This window comes from Bradyrhizobium sp. MI1.3, from assembly GCF_055811695.1.
Genome location: NZ_JBVVPQ010000027.1, coordinates 1 through 16,274 on the forward strand (window position 1 = coordinate 1; position 16,274 = coordinate 16,274).

General features: G+C 65.3%; 15 protein-coding genes, 2 tRNA genes and 1 pseudogene. 13 read left to right on the forward strand and 5 right to left on the reverse strand.

Annotated features, from left to right (window positions below; translation table 11 throughout):
- Nucleotides 1–111 precede the first annotated feature (111 nt).
- The 3 genes and pseudogenes from AC0L3A_RS20490 to AC0L3A_RS20500 all read left to right on the forward strand — a co-directional run.
- Nucleotides 112–453, forward strand: a pseudogene (locus AC0L3A_RS20490) (SRPBCC family protein); the annotation flags it as partial.
- Nucleotides 454–513: 60 nt separating this feature from the next.
- Complete coding sequence (locus AC0L3A_RS20495) at nucleotides 514–1,809, forward strand: spinster family MFS transporter (RefSeq protein ID WP_473255080.1); 1,296 nt, start codon at nucleotides 514–516, stop codon at nucleotides 1,807–1,809.
- A 141-nt stretch (nucleotides 1,810–1,950) separates the two neighbouring features.
- Complete coding sequence (locus AC0L3A_RS20500; RefSeq protein WP_026232877.1) at nucleotides 1,951–2,154, forward strand: hypothetical protein; 204 nt, start codon at nucleotides 1,951–1,953, stop codon at nucleotides 2,152–2,154.
- Between the two features lie 91 nt (nucleotides 2,155–2,245).
- On the opposite strand, the gene AC0L3A_RS20505 is transcribed toward AC0L3A_RS20500, so the two are convergent.
- Nucleotides 2,246–3,079, reverse strand: a complete 834-nt coding sequence (locus tag AC0L3A_RS20505; RefSeq protein ID WP_219682218.1) for an FkbM family methyltransferase — start codon at nucleotides 3,077–3,079, stop codon at nucleotides 2,246–2,248.
- Nucleotides 3,080–3,280: 201 nt separating this feature from the next.
- A tRNA-Asp gene (locus AC0L3A_RS20510) sits at nucleotides 3,281–3,357 on the reverse strand.
- Between the two features lie 234 nt (nucleotides 3,358–3,591).
- On the opposite strand from AC0L3A_RS20510, the gene AC0L3A_RS20515 reads away from it, so the two are divergent.
- The 3 genes from AC0L3A_RS20515 to AC0L3A_RS20525 all read left to right on the forward strand — a co-directional run bounded on the left by AC0L3A_RS20515 (nucleotide 3,592) and on the right by AC0L3A_RS20525 (nucleotide 6,174).
- Nucleotides 3,592–3,921, forward strand: a complete 330-nt coding sequence (locus tag AC0L3A_RS20515) for an HU family DNA-binding protein (RefSeq protein ID WP_007603525.1) — start codon at nucleotides 3,592–3,594, stop codon at nucleotides 3,919–3,921.
- A gap of 102 nt (nucleotides 3,922–4,023) precedes the next feature.
- Nucleotides 4,024–5,274, forward strand: coding sequence for a peptidase T (gene pepT / locus AC0L3A_RS20520; RefSeq protein ID WP_473255081.1), 1,251 nt, complete (start codon nucleotides 4,024–4,026; stop codon nucleotides 5,272–5,274).
- Between the two features lie 84 nt (nucleotides 5,275–5,358).
- Nucleotides 5,359–6,174 (forward strand): alpha/beta fold hydrolase, encoded by an 816-nt coding sequence (locus tag AC0L3A_RS20525; RefSeq protein ID WP_473255082.1) that lies wholly within the window; start codon nucleotides 5,359–5,361, stop codon nucleotides 6,172–6,174.
- A gap of 22 nt (nucleotides 6,175–6,196) precedes the next feature.
- On the opposite strand, the gene AC0L3A_RS20530 is transcribed toward AC0L3A_RS20525, so the two are convergent.
- On the reverse strand, nucleotides 6,197–7,090 hold the full coding sequence (locus AC0L3A_RS20530) for a hypothetical protein (protein ID WP_007603523.1): 894 nt from the start codon (nucleotides 7,088–7,090) through the stop codon (nucleotides 6,197–6,199).
- A 352-nt stretch (nucleotides 7,091–7,442) separates the two neighbouring features.
- Here AC0L3A_RS20530 and AC0L3A_RS20535 point away from each other — a divergent pair, with 352 nt between their 5' ends.
- The 6 genes from AC0L3A_RS20535 (at nucleotide 7,443) to AC0L3A_RS20560 (ending at nucleotide 14,642) form a co-directional block, all read left to right on the forward strand.
- Complete coding sequence (locus AC0L3A_RS20535) at nucleotides 7,443–7,667, forward strand: protein-tyrosine phosphatase family protein (RefSeq protein ID WP_219682221.1); 225 nt, start codon at nucleotides 7,443–7,445, stop codon at nucleotides 7,665–7,667.
- Nucleotides 7,668–7,787: 120 nt separating this feature from the next.
- Nucleotides 7,788–8,150 (forward strand): hypothetical protein, encoded by a 363-nt coding sequence (locus AC0L3A_RS20540; protein WP_219682222.1) that lies wholly within the window; start codon nucleotides 7,788–7,790, stop codon nucleotides 8,148–8,150.
- A 55-nt stretch (nucleotides 8,151–8,205) separates the two neighbouring features.
- A complete protein-coding gene (gene ihpA / locus AC0L3A_RS20545) occupies nucleotides 8,206–9,480 on the forward strand; it encodes a divalent metal ion exporter subunit IhpA (protein ID WP_473255083.1) in 1,275 nt (424 codons plus the stop codon).
- Nucleotides 9,477–10,466 (forward strand): divalent metal ion exporter adaptor subunit IhpB, encoded by a 990-nt coding sequence (gene ihpB, locus AC0L3A_RS20550; RefSeq protein ID WP_473255084.1) that lies wholly within the window; start codon nucleotides 9,477–9,479, stop codon nucleotides 10,464–10,466. The genes ihpA and ihpB overlap by 4 nt, the downstream gene beginning before the upstream one ends.
- A complete protein-coding gene (locus AC0L3A_RS20555; RefSeq protein ID WP_473255085.1) occupies nucleotides 10,459–13,677 on the forward strand; it encodes an efflux RND transporter permease subunit in 3,219 nt (1,072 codons plus the stop codon). The genes ihpB and AC0L3A_RS20555 overlap by 8 nt, the downstream gene beginning before the upstream one ends.
- A gap of 2 nt (nucleotides 13,678–13,679) precedes the next feature.
- Nucleotides 13,680–14,642 carry a cation diffusion facilitator family transporter gene (locus AC0L3A_RS20560; RefSeq protein WP_354128708.1) on the forward strand — a complete coding sequence of 321 codons (963 nt, stop codon included), beginning with the start codon at nucleotides 13,680–13,682 and terminating at the stop codon, nucleotides 14,640–14,642.
- A 121-nt stretch (nucleotides 14,643–14,763) separates the two neighbouring features.
- Here AC0L3A_RS20560 and AC0L3A_RS20565 read toward each other — a convergent pair whose 3' ends face one another.
- Nucleotides 14,764–15,624, reverse strand: a complete 861-nt coding sequence (locus tag AC0L3A_RS20565; RefSeq protein WP_354128709.1) for a class I SAM-dependent methyltransferase — start codon at nucleotides 15,622–15,624, stop codon at nucleotides 14,764–14,766.
- Between the two features lie 128 nt (nucleotides 15,625–15,752).
- Between AC0L3A_RS20565 and AC0L3A_RS20570 the strand changes: the two genes are divergently transcribed.
- Nucleotides 15,753–15,829, forward strand: a tRNA-Val gene (locus AC0L3A_RS20570).
- An 8-nt stretch (nucleotides 15,830–15,837) separates the two neighbouring features.
- On the opposite strand, the gene AC0L3A_RS20575 is transcribed toward AC0L3A_RS20570, so the two are convergent.
- The gene (locus tag AC0L3A_RS20575) at nucleotides 15,838–16,242 is read right to left on the reverse strand and encodes a GFA family protein (RefSeq protein WP_219682260.1); all 405 of its coding nucleotides are present in this window, start codon (nucleotides 16,240–16,242) and stop codon (nucleotides 15,838–15,840) included.
- Nucleotides 16,243–16,274: the final 32 nt, after the last annotated feature.

The window sequence follows — 16,274 nt, forward strand, 5'->3', positions numbered from 1 at the left end:
GGTTTTTTTACCCGCGCCCCGGGGGGGGGGCCCCCCCCGTGGGGGGGGGGCCCCACCCCGGGGGGGGGGTTTTGCCCCCGGGGCTTGTCTTGGGGGGGCCGGCGGCCTACCCACGACACCTCGTTCCGCATCTACGTCGCAGGCCGAGTCAGGAGCGCCGGCGACATCGGCCGCATGCGTTCGAAGTTCAACGGCAAATTCTGGTGGGACATGACCGAGGAAGAGCACCAGCAATTTCCGGGCGATTACGAAGCCCAGGTCGGCCAGGGACCGCAGACCATCCATTCCGAGGAGCATTTCGGCCAGAGCGACCGCGGCATCCTCATGATCCGGCGCATGCTGAGCGAGCAGCTCGAAGCGATGGAAGCAGGCCGCAATCCGATCGGAATCTCATTCGATGTGAACGCGCCTCCGGTCGAATTCGAAGCGGGGAATTACATCCGCGAAGGCTGACATGCCAGCTCCAATCAGGGCTGGACCGACAACGAGAACAACGACAAATTGGGGGAAGCGATGGTCGATGTGACGTCACAGATGTCGGTGCAAACGGCCGCCGCGGCAAAGCCCTCGGCGCGGCGCTATTACGTGCTAGGCCTGCTCACCATCATCTACGCGCTGAACTTCCTCGACCGCACGATCTTCAACGTCCTGATCGAGCCGATCAAGAAGGAGTTCCAGCTCAGCGACACCATGATGGGCCTGCTCGCGGGCTTCGGCTTCGCCCTGTTCTATTCCCTGCTCGGCATTCCCATCGCGCGCGTCGCCGACCGGCTCAACCGGCGCAACATCGTCGCCGCTGCGTTCGCGTTCTGGAGTGCGATGACGGCGTTGTGCGGCGCCGCTTCGAGCGTCACTTCGCTGGCGCTGGCGAGGATCGGCGTCGGCATCGGCGAATCCGCGGGCTCGCCCGCCTCGCAATCCATCGTCGCCGACCTCTTCGCCAAGAATGAGCGTCCGCGCGCTCTCGGCATCTACGCCGTCGGCACCTATCTCGGCGTCTTCCTCGGCTATTTCGTCGGCGGCTACGTCAACCAGCACTGTGGCTGGCGGATGGCGTTCTACGTCGCGGGCCTGCCCGGCATCCTGCTCGCCTTGATCCTGTGGCTGACGATCTCCGAGCCGAAGCGCGGCGCCATGCAGGAGAATTTCGTGCCTGAGCCGCTCGGGCCGACCCTGCGCTTTCTGGCTTCGCAACAGAGCTTCATCATCGTGCTGATCGGCTTCTGTCTCACCACATACACGAACTACGCGACCGCGGCCTGGATCCCGCCGTTTCTGGCGCGCGTGCACCATCTGTCGAGCGCCGAGATCGGCACCTATGCCGGCACCTTCAAGGGGCTCGCCGGCATGGCGGGCACCCTGCTCGGCGGCTTCGTGGTGGCGCAGATCAGCCGCCGCGACGACCGCTGGAAGCTGTGGGCCCCCGCCATCACCTCGGGCCTTGCCGGCCCGGCGTTTGCGCTGTGCATGCTGACGCAGGACTTTGCGATGATGGTGGCCACGCTGGCGCTGACCTCGTTCCTGGTCGGCTTCCATCTCGGGCCGATCTTCGCGATCGCGCAGACGGTGGCCAAGCCGAGCATGCGGGCGCTGGCCTCCGCCCTGATCGCGCTCACCGCCACCTGCTTCGGCCAGGGCGTCGGGCCGCTCGCGGTAGGCGTGGTCAACGATGCCCTGAAGGGCGCTTACGGCGCCGAGGCCGTGCGCTATTCCCTGCTTTCGGCGGCGGTCACGACCACGCTGGGGGCGCTCCTGTTCGTCTGGGCGGCGCGCTCGATCCGGGACGATATCGGCCGGGCGGCCGTCTGAGGCCGGTGCAGACCGCAAGCCCGGCGAAACCAACCGGGCGTATTCATGAAACCATTTTGCGGAACCCGCGAAACCATCCGGAAACAGACGGTCCTTACAAGAAGAGCCATAGACGGCGGCAAAGCCCGTCGGGAGGCTCAGATGAACCACTCCATTCACTCTGCTGATCGTGCGACCCACCTGAAGATCGTGGTGGTGGCGCTGGTGGCCGGCATCACGGTGGCCGGCTTCGGGATCGCAGCCCGCACCAATGCCGATTACAGCCAGACCGCCCAATCCGCCCACGTGATCAAGGCCGGCAAGCCGGTCGTGGTGACCAGCGCCGGGACGTCGGAGATCCGCTGAGGATCAAAAAGGTCCGGTTTGATACCGAACGGCCGCCTTCGGGCGGCCTCTTTGATTCAGGCGATGGGGTGATGCTCCGATATGGATCGGGTCAATAGCTGCCGCAGCAGTGCTTGAATTTGTCGCCTGAACCGCAGGGACAGGGATCATTGCGGCCGACACCGCTCTGCCCATAACGCAGCCGGTTGAGGGCCTTCCTGTTCTGCTCCAGGATCATCTTGCGGCGCGTCTCCTGCACGCCGATCACGGCAGCATTGTCGCCGGCGTCCCAGAACGCCTGCGGCTTCAGATGGGCGAGCTTGCCGCTGACATAGACCGGGTAGAACCAGCCGAGCGTTCCGTCGCGCAGGCGCTGCAGCGTCGTCAAATCGTAGAGGAAGAAACCTGCGTCCAGCAGCATCGCGTTGATGTCCTGGAAGTCGTCAACGTCAGTCTCGCAGACGACAACGCTGCAATTCTCGAGCACGTACCGCGCGCCCTTCAGTGCGGCCTGTTCCGCGCCCTGCACATCGAGCTTGAGCAGGAACGGCGGCTTGAGCGACAGCTCCTCGACCAGCGCATCAAGCGTCGTCGCCGGCACTTTCACCTTGCTGGTGGAGAGGTCGTTGACCCGCGACCAGTAGACGTCGCCGGCGGGGCGCAGCGATGACCAGTAGGGATGCACCGATTCCGTGATCTCGATCTCGCCCTCGTGGTCGGTGATGGCGCAAATGCGATAGTGCCCGCCAAGCACCTCCTTGATCGCCTTGAGGGAGTCCTCGTAGATCCTGTTAGCATCGACGTTCAGTGGCACCGCACCGCCGAGGCACGACTGATGGTTGAGCACGAAGTGCCCATCGGCGCAGCCCAGATCGATGACGGTGCCGTAGCGCACGCCCTTCGCGAACAAATTCTGCAACGTCGCGCTGAAATCGGCTGCCTGCATCAAATCGATCCGAACAATCCCGGATTGAGCGGTACCATGCGATCGACGGCGCGATCAATCCGGCGCCTGACGGCCGTGGCGCGGGCGAGAGATTTTGCGTGGGTCAAAGACCAAAAAGCACGCGGAAGTCGGGGCGCGCCGGACCCGGGATCGAAGCGAGATCAGGATTTGAAGGTAAGGGTATGAAAGGATTGCCAAAAATGGCGCGAGAGACGGGGCTCGAACCCGCGACCTCCGGCGTGACAGGCCGGCGCTCTAACCAACTGAGCTACTCCCGCGTGACACGCAAATGTCTGCGGAACGAGGGGGGACTTAAAGGCCGGACCTGTTGAAGTCAAGGATGTTGCATCCACAGCCGGAACGATCGGTTTTCCGCTGAGAGCGCGCACGAACGTGACCCTCGCCCGCGGGCCTGACGTGTCAGTCCAGCCCCGAATCGTCTACCCCTCCGGGAACTTGCGGGGTTTGGGGGCCGTCATCCCGACCACCGGCAGGAATCGAGGAGGCCAGACATGGCTAAGAAAGACTCGGCCAAGAAGGATTCGGCGAAGAAGGCAGCCGCGCCCGCCACCATCACGCTCAAGCACCTCGCCGCCGACATTGCGGAGAGCCAGGACCTGTCGAAGAAGCGCGCCGAGGCCGTTCTGACCGATATGGTCGACCTGATCACCAAGCATCTGAAGAAGGGCGACCGCGTCCGCATCGTCGGGCTCGGCATCCTCCAGGTCCGCAAGCGCGCCGCCCGCACCGGTCGCAATCCCGCCACGGGCGAGCCCATCCACATCAAGGCCAGCAAAAAGGTCGCCTTCCGCCCGGTCAAGGAGCTGAAAGAGGCGATCTGACCACTCACGTTTCGTTAAGCCTGATCAGCGTCGTCCGGCCGCAACGCGGCCCAGTTTTCTGGTATACCGCCTCTCTCCCCTCACCCGGCGGTTTGACCAGAAATGTCCTCCCTCACCTTTTCGCACACCGTGACCGAGCGCTTCCTGCGCTACGTCGCCATCGACACCCAGTCCGATCCGGAATCCCCGAGCTCGCCCTCGACGGAGAAACAGAAGGATCTCGGCCGTGTGCTCGCCGCCGAGCTCAGGGAAATGGGCGTCGAGGACGCTCATCTCGACGATTACGGCTACGTCTACGGAACGATCCCGGGCAACACACCCAAGAAGGTGCCGGTGATCTGCTTCTGCTCGCACATGGACACCTCGCCCGACGTCACCGGCAAGGACGTCAAACCGCAAATGGTGAAGAACTATCGCGGCGGCGATATCACCCTCCCAGGCGACACCAGCCAGGTGATCCGCTTCGCCGAGCATCCGGCGCTGAAGAACCAGATCGGCAACGACATCATCACCACCGACGGCACCACGCTGCTCGGCGCCGACAACAAGGCCGGCGTCGCCGAGATCATGGATGCCGCGCATTTCTTCATCAACAACCCGCAAGTGAAGCACGGCACCATCAAGATCCTGTTCACGCCTGACGAGGAGATCGGCCGCGGCGTCGACAATGTCGACATCAAGAAGCTGGGCGCCGAGTTCGGCTACACCATGGACGGCGAGAGTGCGGGCAGCGTCGAGGACGAGACCTTTTCGGCGGACGGTGCCACCATCACCATCAACGGCGTCAGTGCCCACCCCGGCTACGCCAAGGGCAAGATGGAGCATGCCATCAAGATCGCCGCCGCCATCGTCGAGCGCCTGCCCCGGGAAGGCTGCTCGCCCGAGACGACATCAGGCAAGCAGGGCTTTCTGCATCCGATCGGCATCGAGGGTGCGCTGGAGCAGGCGACGCTCTCCTTCATCGTGCGCGACTTCACCGAGGAAGGGCTGAAGGAAAAGGAGATCCTGCTCGAGAACATCGTCAAGGACGTGATGAAGGATTTTCCGCGCTCGACCTACACATTCGAAGTGCGGGAGCAGTACCGCAATATGAAGCAGGTGATCGATCGCCACCCGCACATTCTCGAATACGCCATCGAAGCGATCCGCCGCGCCGGCCTGCGCCCGATGCGCACCGCGATCCGCGGCGGCACCGACGGCTCCCGCCTCTCCTTCATGGGCCTGCCCTGCCCCAACATCTTCGCCGGCGAGCACGCATTTCACTCCCGGCTCGAATGGGTCAGCCGGCAGGACATGGAGAAGGCGGTGCAGACGATCGTCCACCTCGCCATGATCTGGGAGGAGAAGGCCTAGCGCCTCTCGTCAAAGCACCATGGCCGGGATCGCTCCCGGCTATCGGTTGGGCGCGACCCGTCGTCGGTCTTGGACATGCAATCGATGCAACACATTGTGTCTGGTCGCGCCAGGCTTGCAACCGAGGTTGCAGGCAGCGGCACTGCGACGGTCTTTCTTCATGCCAACGTGTGCGACCGTCGCATGTGGCGCGCCCAATTGAATGGAATGAGCGCCACTCACAAGACGGTCGCGTATGATCGACGGGGGTTCGGCGAAACTCGCGCCGAGCCGGAGGACTTTTCCGCACTCGCAGACCTGGTCGCGGTGCTGGAGGCTACCGCAGACGACCAGCCCGCAATCCTCGTTGGCTGCTCCCTCGGCGGCCGCATCGCGCTCGACGCCGCCCTCCGGCATCCGTCGCGTGTTCGGGCCCTCGTTCTGATCGCGCCGAATGTCGCAGGCGCAGCCGATCCGGTCTACACCCCTGACATCGAGACGCTGATAATCCAATCGAGGCAGGCCGAGGCATCCGGCGATCTCGGTCGGTTGAACGCCATGAAGGCGCGCCTCTGGCTTGATGGACCGCTGGCGCCCGAAGGCCGCGTAGTCGGTGCCGCTCGCGATTTGCTCCTTGATATGACCGGCATAGCGCTCCGGTGCCCGCCATTCGGATCGGAGGTCGACATTCGCCCCTTCTTCCACCGGCTTCATGAAATCGCGGTACCAACCCTGGTTGTATGGGGCGACCTGGATTTCCCCTACGTCCAGGAACGCTGTCGCCAAGTCGTCGCGTCAGTCCCAGACGCAGAGAGCCACGAAATGCCGGGCGTGGCACATCTCCCTAACCTGGAGCGCCCGGCGGAAATCACAACTCTCATTGCCGAGTTTATCCGCCGGCGCGCCGGGACCGACAGGTAGACAGCAACAACGCCCGATCCGCTTACGGCACCGGCATCGCGCGCGGATTGCGATGGAAGCGGTTCGAGCTTGCCATCCAGTTCGGCAGCGGCTCGCCGTCGCGATGGCGACCGCCGGCCACCGCCGCAGCCCAGGCCACCGCAGCGCCGATCAGGGTTGCTGCCGCAACGGAGAAGGCGACGATGATGGAGTTACGCCGCGCCCGATTGATCGCCGTCCTTGAATCCGCGATCACGGCGTCGACCCGTCGTTCCGAGTCGGGTGCCGCGAGTCCCGTCAGCGCGGCCACCTGCTGCACGAGGTAGGCCCGATCATCGGTGCTGACGCCGCTGTGGCTCGATGACGTCATCAGGATGCGTCCTGCTTCGGCACGAGGTTCCCTGAGGTCGGTGTTGGGGGGCCGCCGCGCTACGCGAAACAGCTTATCCAGCTCGTAACTCAACAAGGGCTCGGCGGCGGAGGTATTGCTGGCCGAACTGCGCATCGGCGAGCGGTCAATCGCTGCTGCGCCGAGCATCGCGAGCAGAGCGGCACCAAGCAGCACGGCAAGCGCCCAGGACATCAGCCCATGCACGCCATCCCGTCGTTCGCCATCGTCTTCGATCGTCGCAATCGCCGGCGCTGGTCTTGCTGTACGGCCGGCGACATAGCCGCCAAAGCCGAAGCTGATAATCGCCTGGATGATCAAATAGAAGCCGGACAGCAGCGCAAGCGCCGCCGATGCATCGCGCCATGTCGGCGAGGCTGAACTGACGCCCAGGCCGACGGCGACTCCAAAGCCGACCAGGATGAACGACATTGCGCCGGCAGCCAAAGCGCCTGCGATGACCGAGCTCCACTGGATGGTGCGCCGGTCATCGGCAGCGACGCCGCCGCCTTCCATGATGTCTTCCCGTATGAGAGTTTCCATCGTCATCACCGCCCTCTCAACGCAGGCCGAAGAACGACAGGATCGCCATGATCACGACGATCAAGCCGATGAGATAAATCAATCCGTCCATGGTCCGTCCTCCTCAATGTCTCCTCGTCGCTAATCACAACGAATAAGGAAGGTTCCAAATTGGACCGAGCCTGCGGGAACGAACCGGCGCGATGCGGATTATTTGTCCAAGTCCCAAGGATGAAGTTTGTGAGCACGAAAGCCCCAGCCGGTCGGTCCCGGCTGGGGCTTTGTTTTTGGGCGGCGGTTCCTGTCCTATGTTAACGACGCCGGCTCTCCGATCATCAAGGATGCGATCGGGGCGGAACCTCTGGATTGGGAGAGCCGCGTGGATCGCAGAACCGCGTGCCTTCATCAGGCAGATGCATTCCGGGAAAAGGCAATCGCCGATCCCGAGCACCACGACCAGTGGATCGACGAAGCCATCAAATGGCTGGAACGCGCCATGGAAGCCGGCTGTCGCGCCGTCGTCACGGTCGAAGCCGGCGATGTGCCGAACGTGGCAGGCGGAGCGTCAGCCGATGCTCAGCTCAGCTTGATCACGCGCCAATGAGAAGAGCTGCCGTCTTCGCGACCGCTGCGGCAATTGTTCCAGGGACGTAACAATGTTGCGGGTCGACACTGTTCCCGCCCCCATGCTAGGCCGGACGCAGACCGCAACCAGAGTGAAATCGTGCTCGCGAACCGCCAGCCCTCAGGATCATGCCGGCCGCGCAACTGGCGCGGGCTGCTGTCTGTGCTGATCGCGGTTGTCTACCTGCTCGCGGGAGCGCTGCATGGCCTGCACGACATCGACGTCACCACGCCCGGTGGCGGCTCGGAGATCAGCGCGGTCCTTGACGGCTCCGCAGATCACAACGACCACAAGGCCATCGGCGGACATCATTGCCATGGCTGCTTCTCGGTGACGGTGGCGCAGCCGGCGCCACCGGCCGCATCGATCGGGCTCGTGTCCGTATCGCGCCCACAACGCGCACCCCGGCTCGCCGGAATTGTTCCCGACACCGACTCCCCGCCTCCCAAACATATGACCTGAATGAATGGGTCGGGCGCTCCGCGCCCATGAGGTTCATCCTTCACAGGTCGGTTTCATGTTTTACAGGGGAATGGCCGCGCGCCTGGCGTGCGCGGTAGCGTGTCTGATTGTCGGATTGGCGCTTGCGCCGTCTCACGCCCAGACTCTGACGATGCGGAGCGCACTCTCGCGCGCGCTGGCCACGAGCCCGCGACTGACCGCGGCGGAGCGCGATGTCGGCATCGCCACGGGCCAGCGCATCCAGGCCGGTGCGCTCCTCAATCCGGAGCTGAGCTACGAACAGGACAATTCGTTCGGGTCCGGCATCTATCGCGGCACGCGATCGGCGGAGACCACGCTTCAGATCAGCCAGGCCTTCGAGCTGTTCGGCAAACGCGACGCGCGGATTGCGGCGGGTGTCGCCGGCATCGAGGTGGCCGCGATCCAGCGCAAGGCCGTCAGGCTGGAGGTGCTGTCGGAGACCGCGATTGCCTTCCTTGGCGTACTCGGCGCGCAGCGGCGCATCCAGATCCTCGACGAGCAGATCACCGCCATCGATCGGCTGACGCCGCTCTTGCGCCGCCGCGTCGAGGCCGGCGCCTCCTCGCCGGCCGAGACCGGCCGTGCGGAAGTGGCATCCGCCCTGGTGAGGGCCGACCGCGAGCGCTTCAAGGCGACGCTGGCCAGCGCCCGGCGCGAGCTGGCGGTACTGATGGGCGACGCGGCACCGAAATTCGGCGAGGTCTCCGGACGGCTCGACACGATGGGACGGCCGCCGACATTCCAGTCCGTCGTCGCCGCGATCGATGCCAATCCGCAGCTGGTGCGCTGGACCGCGATCTATGCCCAGCGCAATGCCGAGCTGTTGCTGGCGCGGCTGCGGCCCTACCCCGACGTGCGGATCGCCGCCGGCTGGCGCCATTTCAACGAGACCAATGACGACGCGGCGCGCCTCACCGTCTCGGTGCCGATCCCCGTGTTCGACCAGAACCAGGGCAATATCCTCTCGGCGCAGGAGAGCCTTGCCAAGACCAAGGCCGAGCGCGAGGCCAACCGCAACACGCTGATCGTGGTCGCCGGCCGCGCCTACGACTCGCTCCAGGGCTCGCTGCGCGAGCTTGCGGTGCTGCGCGAGAGCGCCATTCCCAAGGCCACCGAAGCGTCTGACGCCATTGCTCAAGGCTACGGCCAGGGCCGTTTCAGTCTGCTCGAAGTGCTCGATGCGCAGGCCAGCGTCACCCAGGCGCGGCTGCGCGAGCAGGAGGCGCTGCAGAATTTCCACGCGGGGGTGGCGACCATCGAAGGCCTCGTCGGCAACCCCTTCACGCTGGCGCGGGAGAGCGCACGATGAAGACGTCCTCCACCATCCTCGTCGCATTCGTTGCCGCCGCGCTTGGCACCGCACTTGGCGCTTACGGCTATTCCCTGCTCGGCCCGGCCAGGGTCGAGCATGCCGAACACGCCGCAGACAAGAAGCCGGAGAAGCCGAACGACCATGTCGAGCAGGACGAGCACGGCGCCGACCGGATCCGCATCTCCGACATCAAGCTCGCAGCCGCCGGCGTAACGTTGGCGGAAGCCGCGAGCGTCACGCTGACCGACACGCTCGCCTTCAACGGCATCCTGCGCGCCAACCAGGAAGCCGTGGTGCAGGTGACGCCGCGCTTTCCCGGCGTCGCCAAATCGATCCAGAAGCGCATCGGCGATAGGGTCGGCAAAGACGATCTGCTCGCCGCAATCGAGAGCAACCAGAGCCTCACCGTCTACGAGCTCAAGGCGCCGCTTGCCGGCACCATCATCGAGCGGCAGATCTCGCTCGGCGAATACGCCTCCGAGCAGAAGCCGGCTTTCGTCGTCGCCGATCTCTCGACCATCTGGGTCGACCTGTCGATCTACCGGCAGGATCTGCGGCGCGTTCGCCTCAACGACGAGGTGCTGATCGATCCCGACGACGGCCGCGGCGAGATCAAGGGCACCATCTCCTACATGGCCCCGATCGGCTCGAGCGAGACCCAGACCGCGCTGGCGCGCGTGGTGCTGCCAAATCCCGACGGGCGCTTGCGTCCCGGCCTGTTCGTCACTGCACGGCTGATCCTCGCCGCGCGCGACGTCGCGGTCGCCGTGCGCAAAAGCGCGATCCAGACGCTGGAGAATAGGACCATCGTGTTCGTCCGCGAGGACGGCGACAAGATCGAGGCGCGCCCCGTGGAGCTTGGCGATTCCGATTCCCGCCATGTCGAGATCAGGGCCGGACTATCGGCCGGCGAGCATTACGTCGCGGAAAACAGCTTCGTCGTGAAGGCGGAGATGGGCAAGGGCGAGGCCGAGCATGATTGAGCGCCTCATCGCGGTCTCGCTGCAGCAGCGCTGGCTGGTCCTCTTGCTCGCATTCGGCGTCGTCGCTTTCGGCGCCTGGAATTTCCAGCGCCTGCCGATCGACGCCGTTCCTGACATCACCAACGTCCAGGTCCAGATCAACACCCGTGCCCCCGGCTATTCGCCGCTGGAAACCGAGCAGCGCATCACCTTCCCCGTCGAGACCGCGATGGGCGGGCTGCCCAAGCTCGACTACACCCGCTCGCTCTCGCGCTACGGCCTGAGCCAGGTGACGGTCGTCTTCAAGGACGGCACCGACATCTATTTTGCCCGCCAGCTCGTCGGCGAACGGATTCAGCAGGTAAAGGACCAGCTTCCGGCCGGCGTCGAGGTCGCGATGGGACCGGTCTCGACCGGGCTCGGCGAAATCTTCATGTACACCGTCGAGGCCAAGGCGGGCGCGAAGACGCAAGGCGGCCACGACTATTCGCTGACCGATTTGCGCACCGTGCAGGACTGGATCATCAAGCCGCAGCTTCGCAACGTGCCGGGGGTGATCGAGGTCAACACCATCGGCGGCTTCGAGCGGCAATTCCACGTGCTCCCCGATCCCGGCAAGCTGATGGCCTACCGGCTTGGCTTCCGCGACGTCATGACGGCGCTCGCCGCAAATAATGCCAACGTCGGCGCCGGTTATATCGAGCGCAACGGCGAGCAATATCTGGTTCGCTCGCCGGGCCAGGTCGGCAATGTCGGCGAAATCAGGGACATCGTCATCGGCTCGCGCGGCGGCAATCCCGTCAGGATCAGGGACATCGCGACCGTCACCGAAGGCCGCGATTTGCGCACGGGGGCCGCAACGCGCGATGGCGAGGAAACCGTGCTCGGCACCGCCATGCTGTTGATCGGCGAAAACAGCCGCACCGTGGCGCGCCGTGTCGCGGCCCGGCTCGAGGAGATCGCCAAATCGCTGCCCGACGGCGTCGTGACGCGGACCGTCTACGACCGCACTGATCTGGTCGAAGCCACCATCCGCACCGTCGAGAACAATTTGGTGGAAGGCGCGGCCCTGGTCGTGGCCGTGCTGTTCCTGATCCTCGGCAACATCCGCGCAGCGCTGGTAGTGGCCTGCGTCATTCCGCTGTCAATGGCCATGACGGTCACCGGCATGGTCGAGACCAGGGTCAGTGCGAACCTGATGAGTCTGGGCGCGATCGATTTCGGCATCATCGTCGACGGCGCCGTGATCATCGTGGAGAACTGCCTGCGCATGCTGGCCGAGGCTCAGCGCGAGAAAGGCGGCCTGCTCACGACCTCCGAACGGCTGCGTGCGATCCGGCGCGGGTCGAGCGAGGTGATCAAGCCGAGCCTGTTCGGTACGCTGATCATCGCGGTGGTCTACCTGCCGGTGCTGACGCTGACCGGCGTCGAAGGCAAGATGTTCACCCCGATGGCGCTGACGGTGCTGATGGCGCTGGGCGCCGCGGTGCTGTTCTCCATCACCTTCGTGCCGGCCGCGGTTGCCATCTTCGTCACCGGCAAGGTGTCGGAACACGAAAACCTGTTCATGCGGCTGGCGAAGCGCGCCTATCTCCCCCTGCTCCGGCTGGCGATCGACCATCGCCTCAGCGTCGCAATCATGGCCGCCATCATCGTGGTCGCAAGCTGCGTTGCCGCGGCGCGCATGGGCGGTGAGTTCATTCCGAGCCTGGACGAAGGCGACGTCGCACTGGCCTCGATCCGGATTCCCGGAACCAGCCTGACCCAGTCGCTGGACCTGCAAAAGGCGCTGGAAAAACGCATCAAGCAGATTCCGGAGGTGAAGGAGTTCTTCACCCGCATCGGCACCGCGGAGATCGCGACCGACCCGATGTCGCCGGCACAGACCGACGGCTACATCATGCTGAAGCCGCGCGCCGAATGGCCCGACCCCGGCAGGCCCAAAGCCGAGGTGATCGAGGCCATCGACCGTGCCGCCGACGACATCCCCGGCAGCGCCTATGAAATCTCCCAGCCGATCCAATTCCGTGTCAACGAGCTGATCTCCGGCGTGCGCAGCGACGTCGGCGTCAAGATCTTCGGCGACGACCTCGACATCCTGCAAGGCGCGGCAAAACAGGTGGAGGCCGCGATCCGCCGTATTCGCGGCGCCAGCGACGTCAAGATCGAGCAGGTCTCGGGCCTGCCGATCCTCACGGTTCGTCTCGACCGCCAGGCACTCGCCCGGTACGGGCTCAGCATCAGCGAGGTGCAGGGCATCGTCGAGATCGCGGTCGGCGGCAAGTCCGCCGGCAAGCTGTTCGAGGGCGACCGCCGCTTCGACATCGTCGTGCGCCTGCCGGAACATCTGCGCGGCAATCTCGAAGCCATCAGGGCGATCCCGATCCCTCTGCCGCCCGGTGAGGAAGCAACAATCGGTGCGCCGATCCGGACGGCACTGCCCGGCTCCCCCCTCGCCCAGATGCGCTATGTGCCGCTGTCGTCGGTCGCAACCGTCGATGCGACGCCCGGCCCGAACCAGATCAGCCGCGAGAACGGCAAGCGGCGCATCGTCGTCACCGCCAATGTCCGCGCGCGCGACCTCGGCTCCTTCGTCACCGAGGCCGAGGCGGCCGTCGCGGAGAAGGTCAAACTGCCGCCGGGCTACTGGATCGGCTGGGGCGGACAGTTCGAGCAATTGGTCTCCGCCACCAAGCGGCTTACGCTGGTGGTGCCGGTGGCGCTGCTGCTGGTGTTTTTGCTGCTGTTCATGGGCATGGGATCGGCGGCGGATGCGGCGCTCGTTTTCTCCGGCGTGCCGCTGGCACTGACCGGCGGCGTCATGGCGCTGCTGCTGCGCGGCATTCCCCTATCCATCAGCGCTGGCGTCGGTTTCATCGCGCTGTCGGGCGTGGCCGTGCTCAACGGCCTCGTCATCATCGCCTTCATCGAGCGGCTGCGCAGCGAGGGGCACCCCGTTGTTGACGCGGTGCGCGAGGGCGCGCTGACACGCCTGCGTCCGGTGCTGATGACGGCGCTGGTGGCGTCGCTCGGCTTCGTGCCGATGGCCCTTGCCACCGGGGCCGGGGCCGAGGTGCAGCGGCCACTTGCGACCGTGGTGATCGGCGGCATCATCTCCTCGACCGTGCTGACACTGCTGGTGCTGCCGGCGCTCTACGTGCTGTTCCGCCGTGACGGGGCTGCCGAAACGCTTACAATGGCGCCTGATTTGGCAGCGTCCGGGGAGCGCTAGAGGTGGGCAACCACGACCATCACGGTCATCATCACCATGATCACAGCCACGGCCATGATCACGATCATGGTGGCCACGCCCATGTCCATGCGCCCGCCAGTTTCGGCAAGGCGTTCGCGATCGGCATCTCGCTCAACACCGCGCTGGTCGTGGCCGAGGCCGTCTACGGCTATATCGGCAACTCCACCGCCCTGCTTGCAGATGCCGGCCATAATCTTTCCGACGTGCTCGGCCTGGTCGTGGCCTGGTGCGCGTCGATCGCGGCGCGGCGCGCGCCCAGCGGCCGCTTCACCTATGGCCTGCGTGCCTCCACGATTCTGGCAGCGCTGGCGAACGCGGTGTTCCTGCTGGTCGCAACCGGCGCGATCGGCTGGGAAGCGTTTTTACGCCTGCGTGAGCCGGAGCCTGTCGCCGGCGTCACCGTGATGGTGGTCGCCGGCATCGGCATCCTCATCAACGGTTTCACCGCCATGCTGTTCGCGCGCGGACGCAAGGACGATATCAACATCGAAGGCGCCTACCTGCATATGGCGGCCGACGCCGCGGTCTCGCTCGGCGTCGTCATCTCGGCGGCGCTGATCATCTGGACCGGCTGGCTCTGGCTCGATCCCGTCACCAGCCTCGTCATCTGCGCCACCATCCTCTGGAGCACCACCAGCCTGCTCCGCGGCTCGATCGACATGTCGATGGCGGCTGCGCCCAGGGGCACCGACATCGCCGCGATCAGGGTGTTCCTGCTGGCACGTCCCGGTGTGTCCGCGATCCACGATCTTCACGTCTGGCCGATCTCGACCACCGAGACGGCTCTGACCTGCCACCTCGTCATGCCCAGCGGCGCCGGCGATGCGTTCCTGATGGAGACGGCGCGGATGCTGAAGCGCTCCCACCGGATCGGCCACACCACCCTTCAGGTCGAGACTCATCCCGACAATGGCTGCGCCCTGGCGCCGGATGATGTGGTGTAGGATTCGCCAGCCCACCACTCGTCATTGCGAGCGCAGCGAAGCAATCCAGACTGCCTCCGCGGACACATCTGGATTGCTTCGTCGCAAGAGCTCCTCGCAATGACGGTGGAGAGAGGCGCGCCTACGCCGCCTTCGCCGTCACGATCCAGATCGCGCCCTGGAGCGCGACGCTCTGTCCCTTCAGGAACGGCGCGAGCATCTCGCGGATCGAGGCTTTTGCCGCGGCATATGTCTCCGGAGGATGGCCCTGCAGCGCGCGGCTGGCGGGGCCGATCTGGAGCGAGCCCTCGACCGCGGCATCGAGCCCGCCGCCGATCGCGACATCCATCGCGAGATTGTGCGGCTCCATCGCGACGTCGACGAAGCCCGCGCCTGTCAGGATGCGCGTCACGCGCTCCTCGGAGGCAAAGGCGAACGGGCCCGGCTCTTCCGGCCCGACCGGCGGCATCTTGGGCACGTGTTTGTAGACCGCCATCAGCGGCGCCATCATCCACGGATTTTCCTTCGGCTCGCGCCAGCAGGCAAACGCCAATCGCCCCGTCGGCTTCAGCGCACGGCGGAGGTTGGTGAAAGATGCGATGGGATCGGCGAAGAACATCACGCCGAACCGCGAGGCCAGTAGGTCAAAGCTCGCCGGCTCGAATGCATGCACCGTCGCATCCGCCAGCACGAAATCGAGCGGCAAGCCCTTTGGCGCAAACGCACGCGCCTGCGACAGCATCGGCTCGGAGACGTCGAGCCCAAGCGCGAAACCATTCGGGGTCACCGCTTTCGCGAACGCGAACGTCGTCGCGCCGGAGCCGCAACCGACATCGAGGACGCGCTCGCCCGGCTTCGGCCTGGCGCGGGCGATCAGCACGTCGGCAATGGGGCCGAGCAGGCTCTCCTGCGCCGCATGGCGATCGGCCCAGCGCTGCCCGCTGGGGCCATTCCAGTAGGCGATCTGGTCGGCGTTCTGCTCGTGTCCGCTCGGCTGTTCCATTGGGGCCTCTGTCGTTTTGTCGGTCGTGATACCACGCCGGAAGGTCATCAAGCGGTTCAAATGAGCACGGTTTGCGGTGCGGCCGCCTCTTGCTCCAACACCCGAGGGGGCGCTAAAGAGGCGCCGTGGGGCGGTTAGCTCAGCTGGTTAGAGCATCTCGTTTACACCGAGAGGGTCCGCGGTTCGAATCCGTGACCGCCCACCAGCCGGCCCTCAATCTCCCGGCCGTCCCGGCAGCAGTGGCACCGCGTCGATCCACACCGCCGCCGACTGGCACCAGATCTGCCTGACGGGCCGCAATTTGTCGCGCTGGCGAATGCTGCCCCAGCGGATGCCCCAATCGTCCTCCTGATCGCCCTCGCCGCTCGTGAATAGCGGGGAACCGCAGTCGCCACAGAAATGCTGGAAGCGCATCCGGCCATTATCGCCGCGCTTGCCGTAGATTCTGGGCGTGCCGGCGGTCAGCTTGACGTCCGCCTTGGTGCAGATCGCCGTCACCCGGAACGGCGATCCCGTAAGGGTCTGGCAGTCCCGGCAATGGCAGACCGACACCGTCTCGGGATCGATCTCCGCTTCAAAGGTGATCGCGCCGCAATGGCATTGCCCGTCGATGTGCATTGTCGTCATCCGCTGCCCCACAACAAAAACGG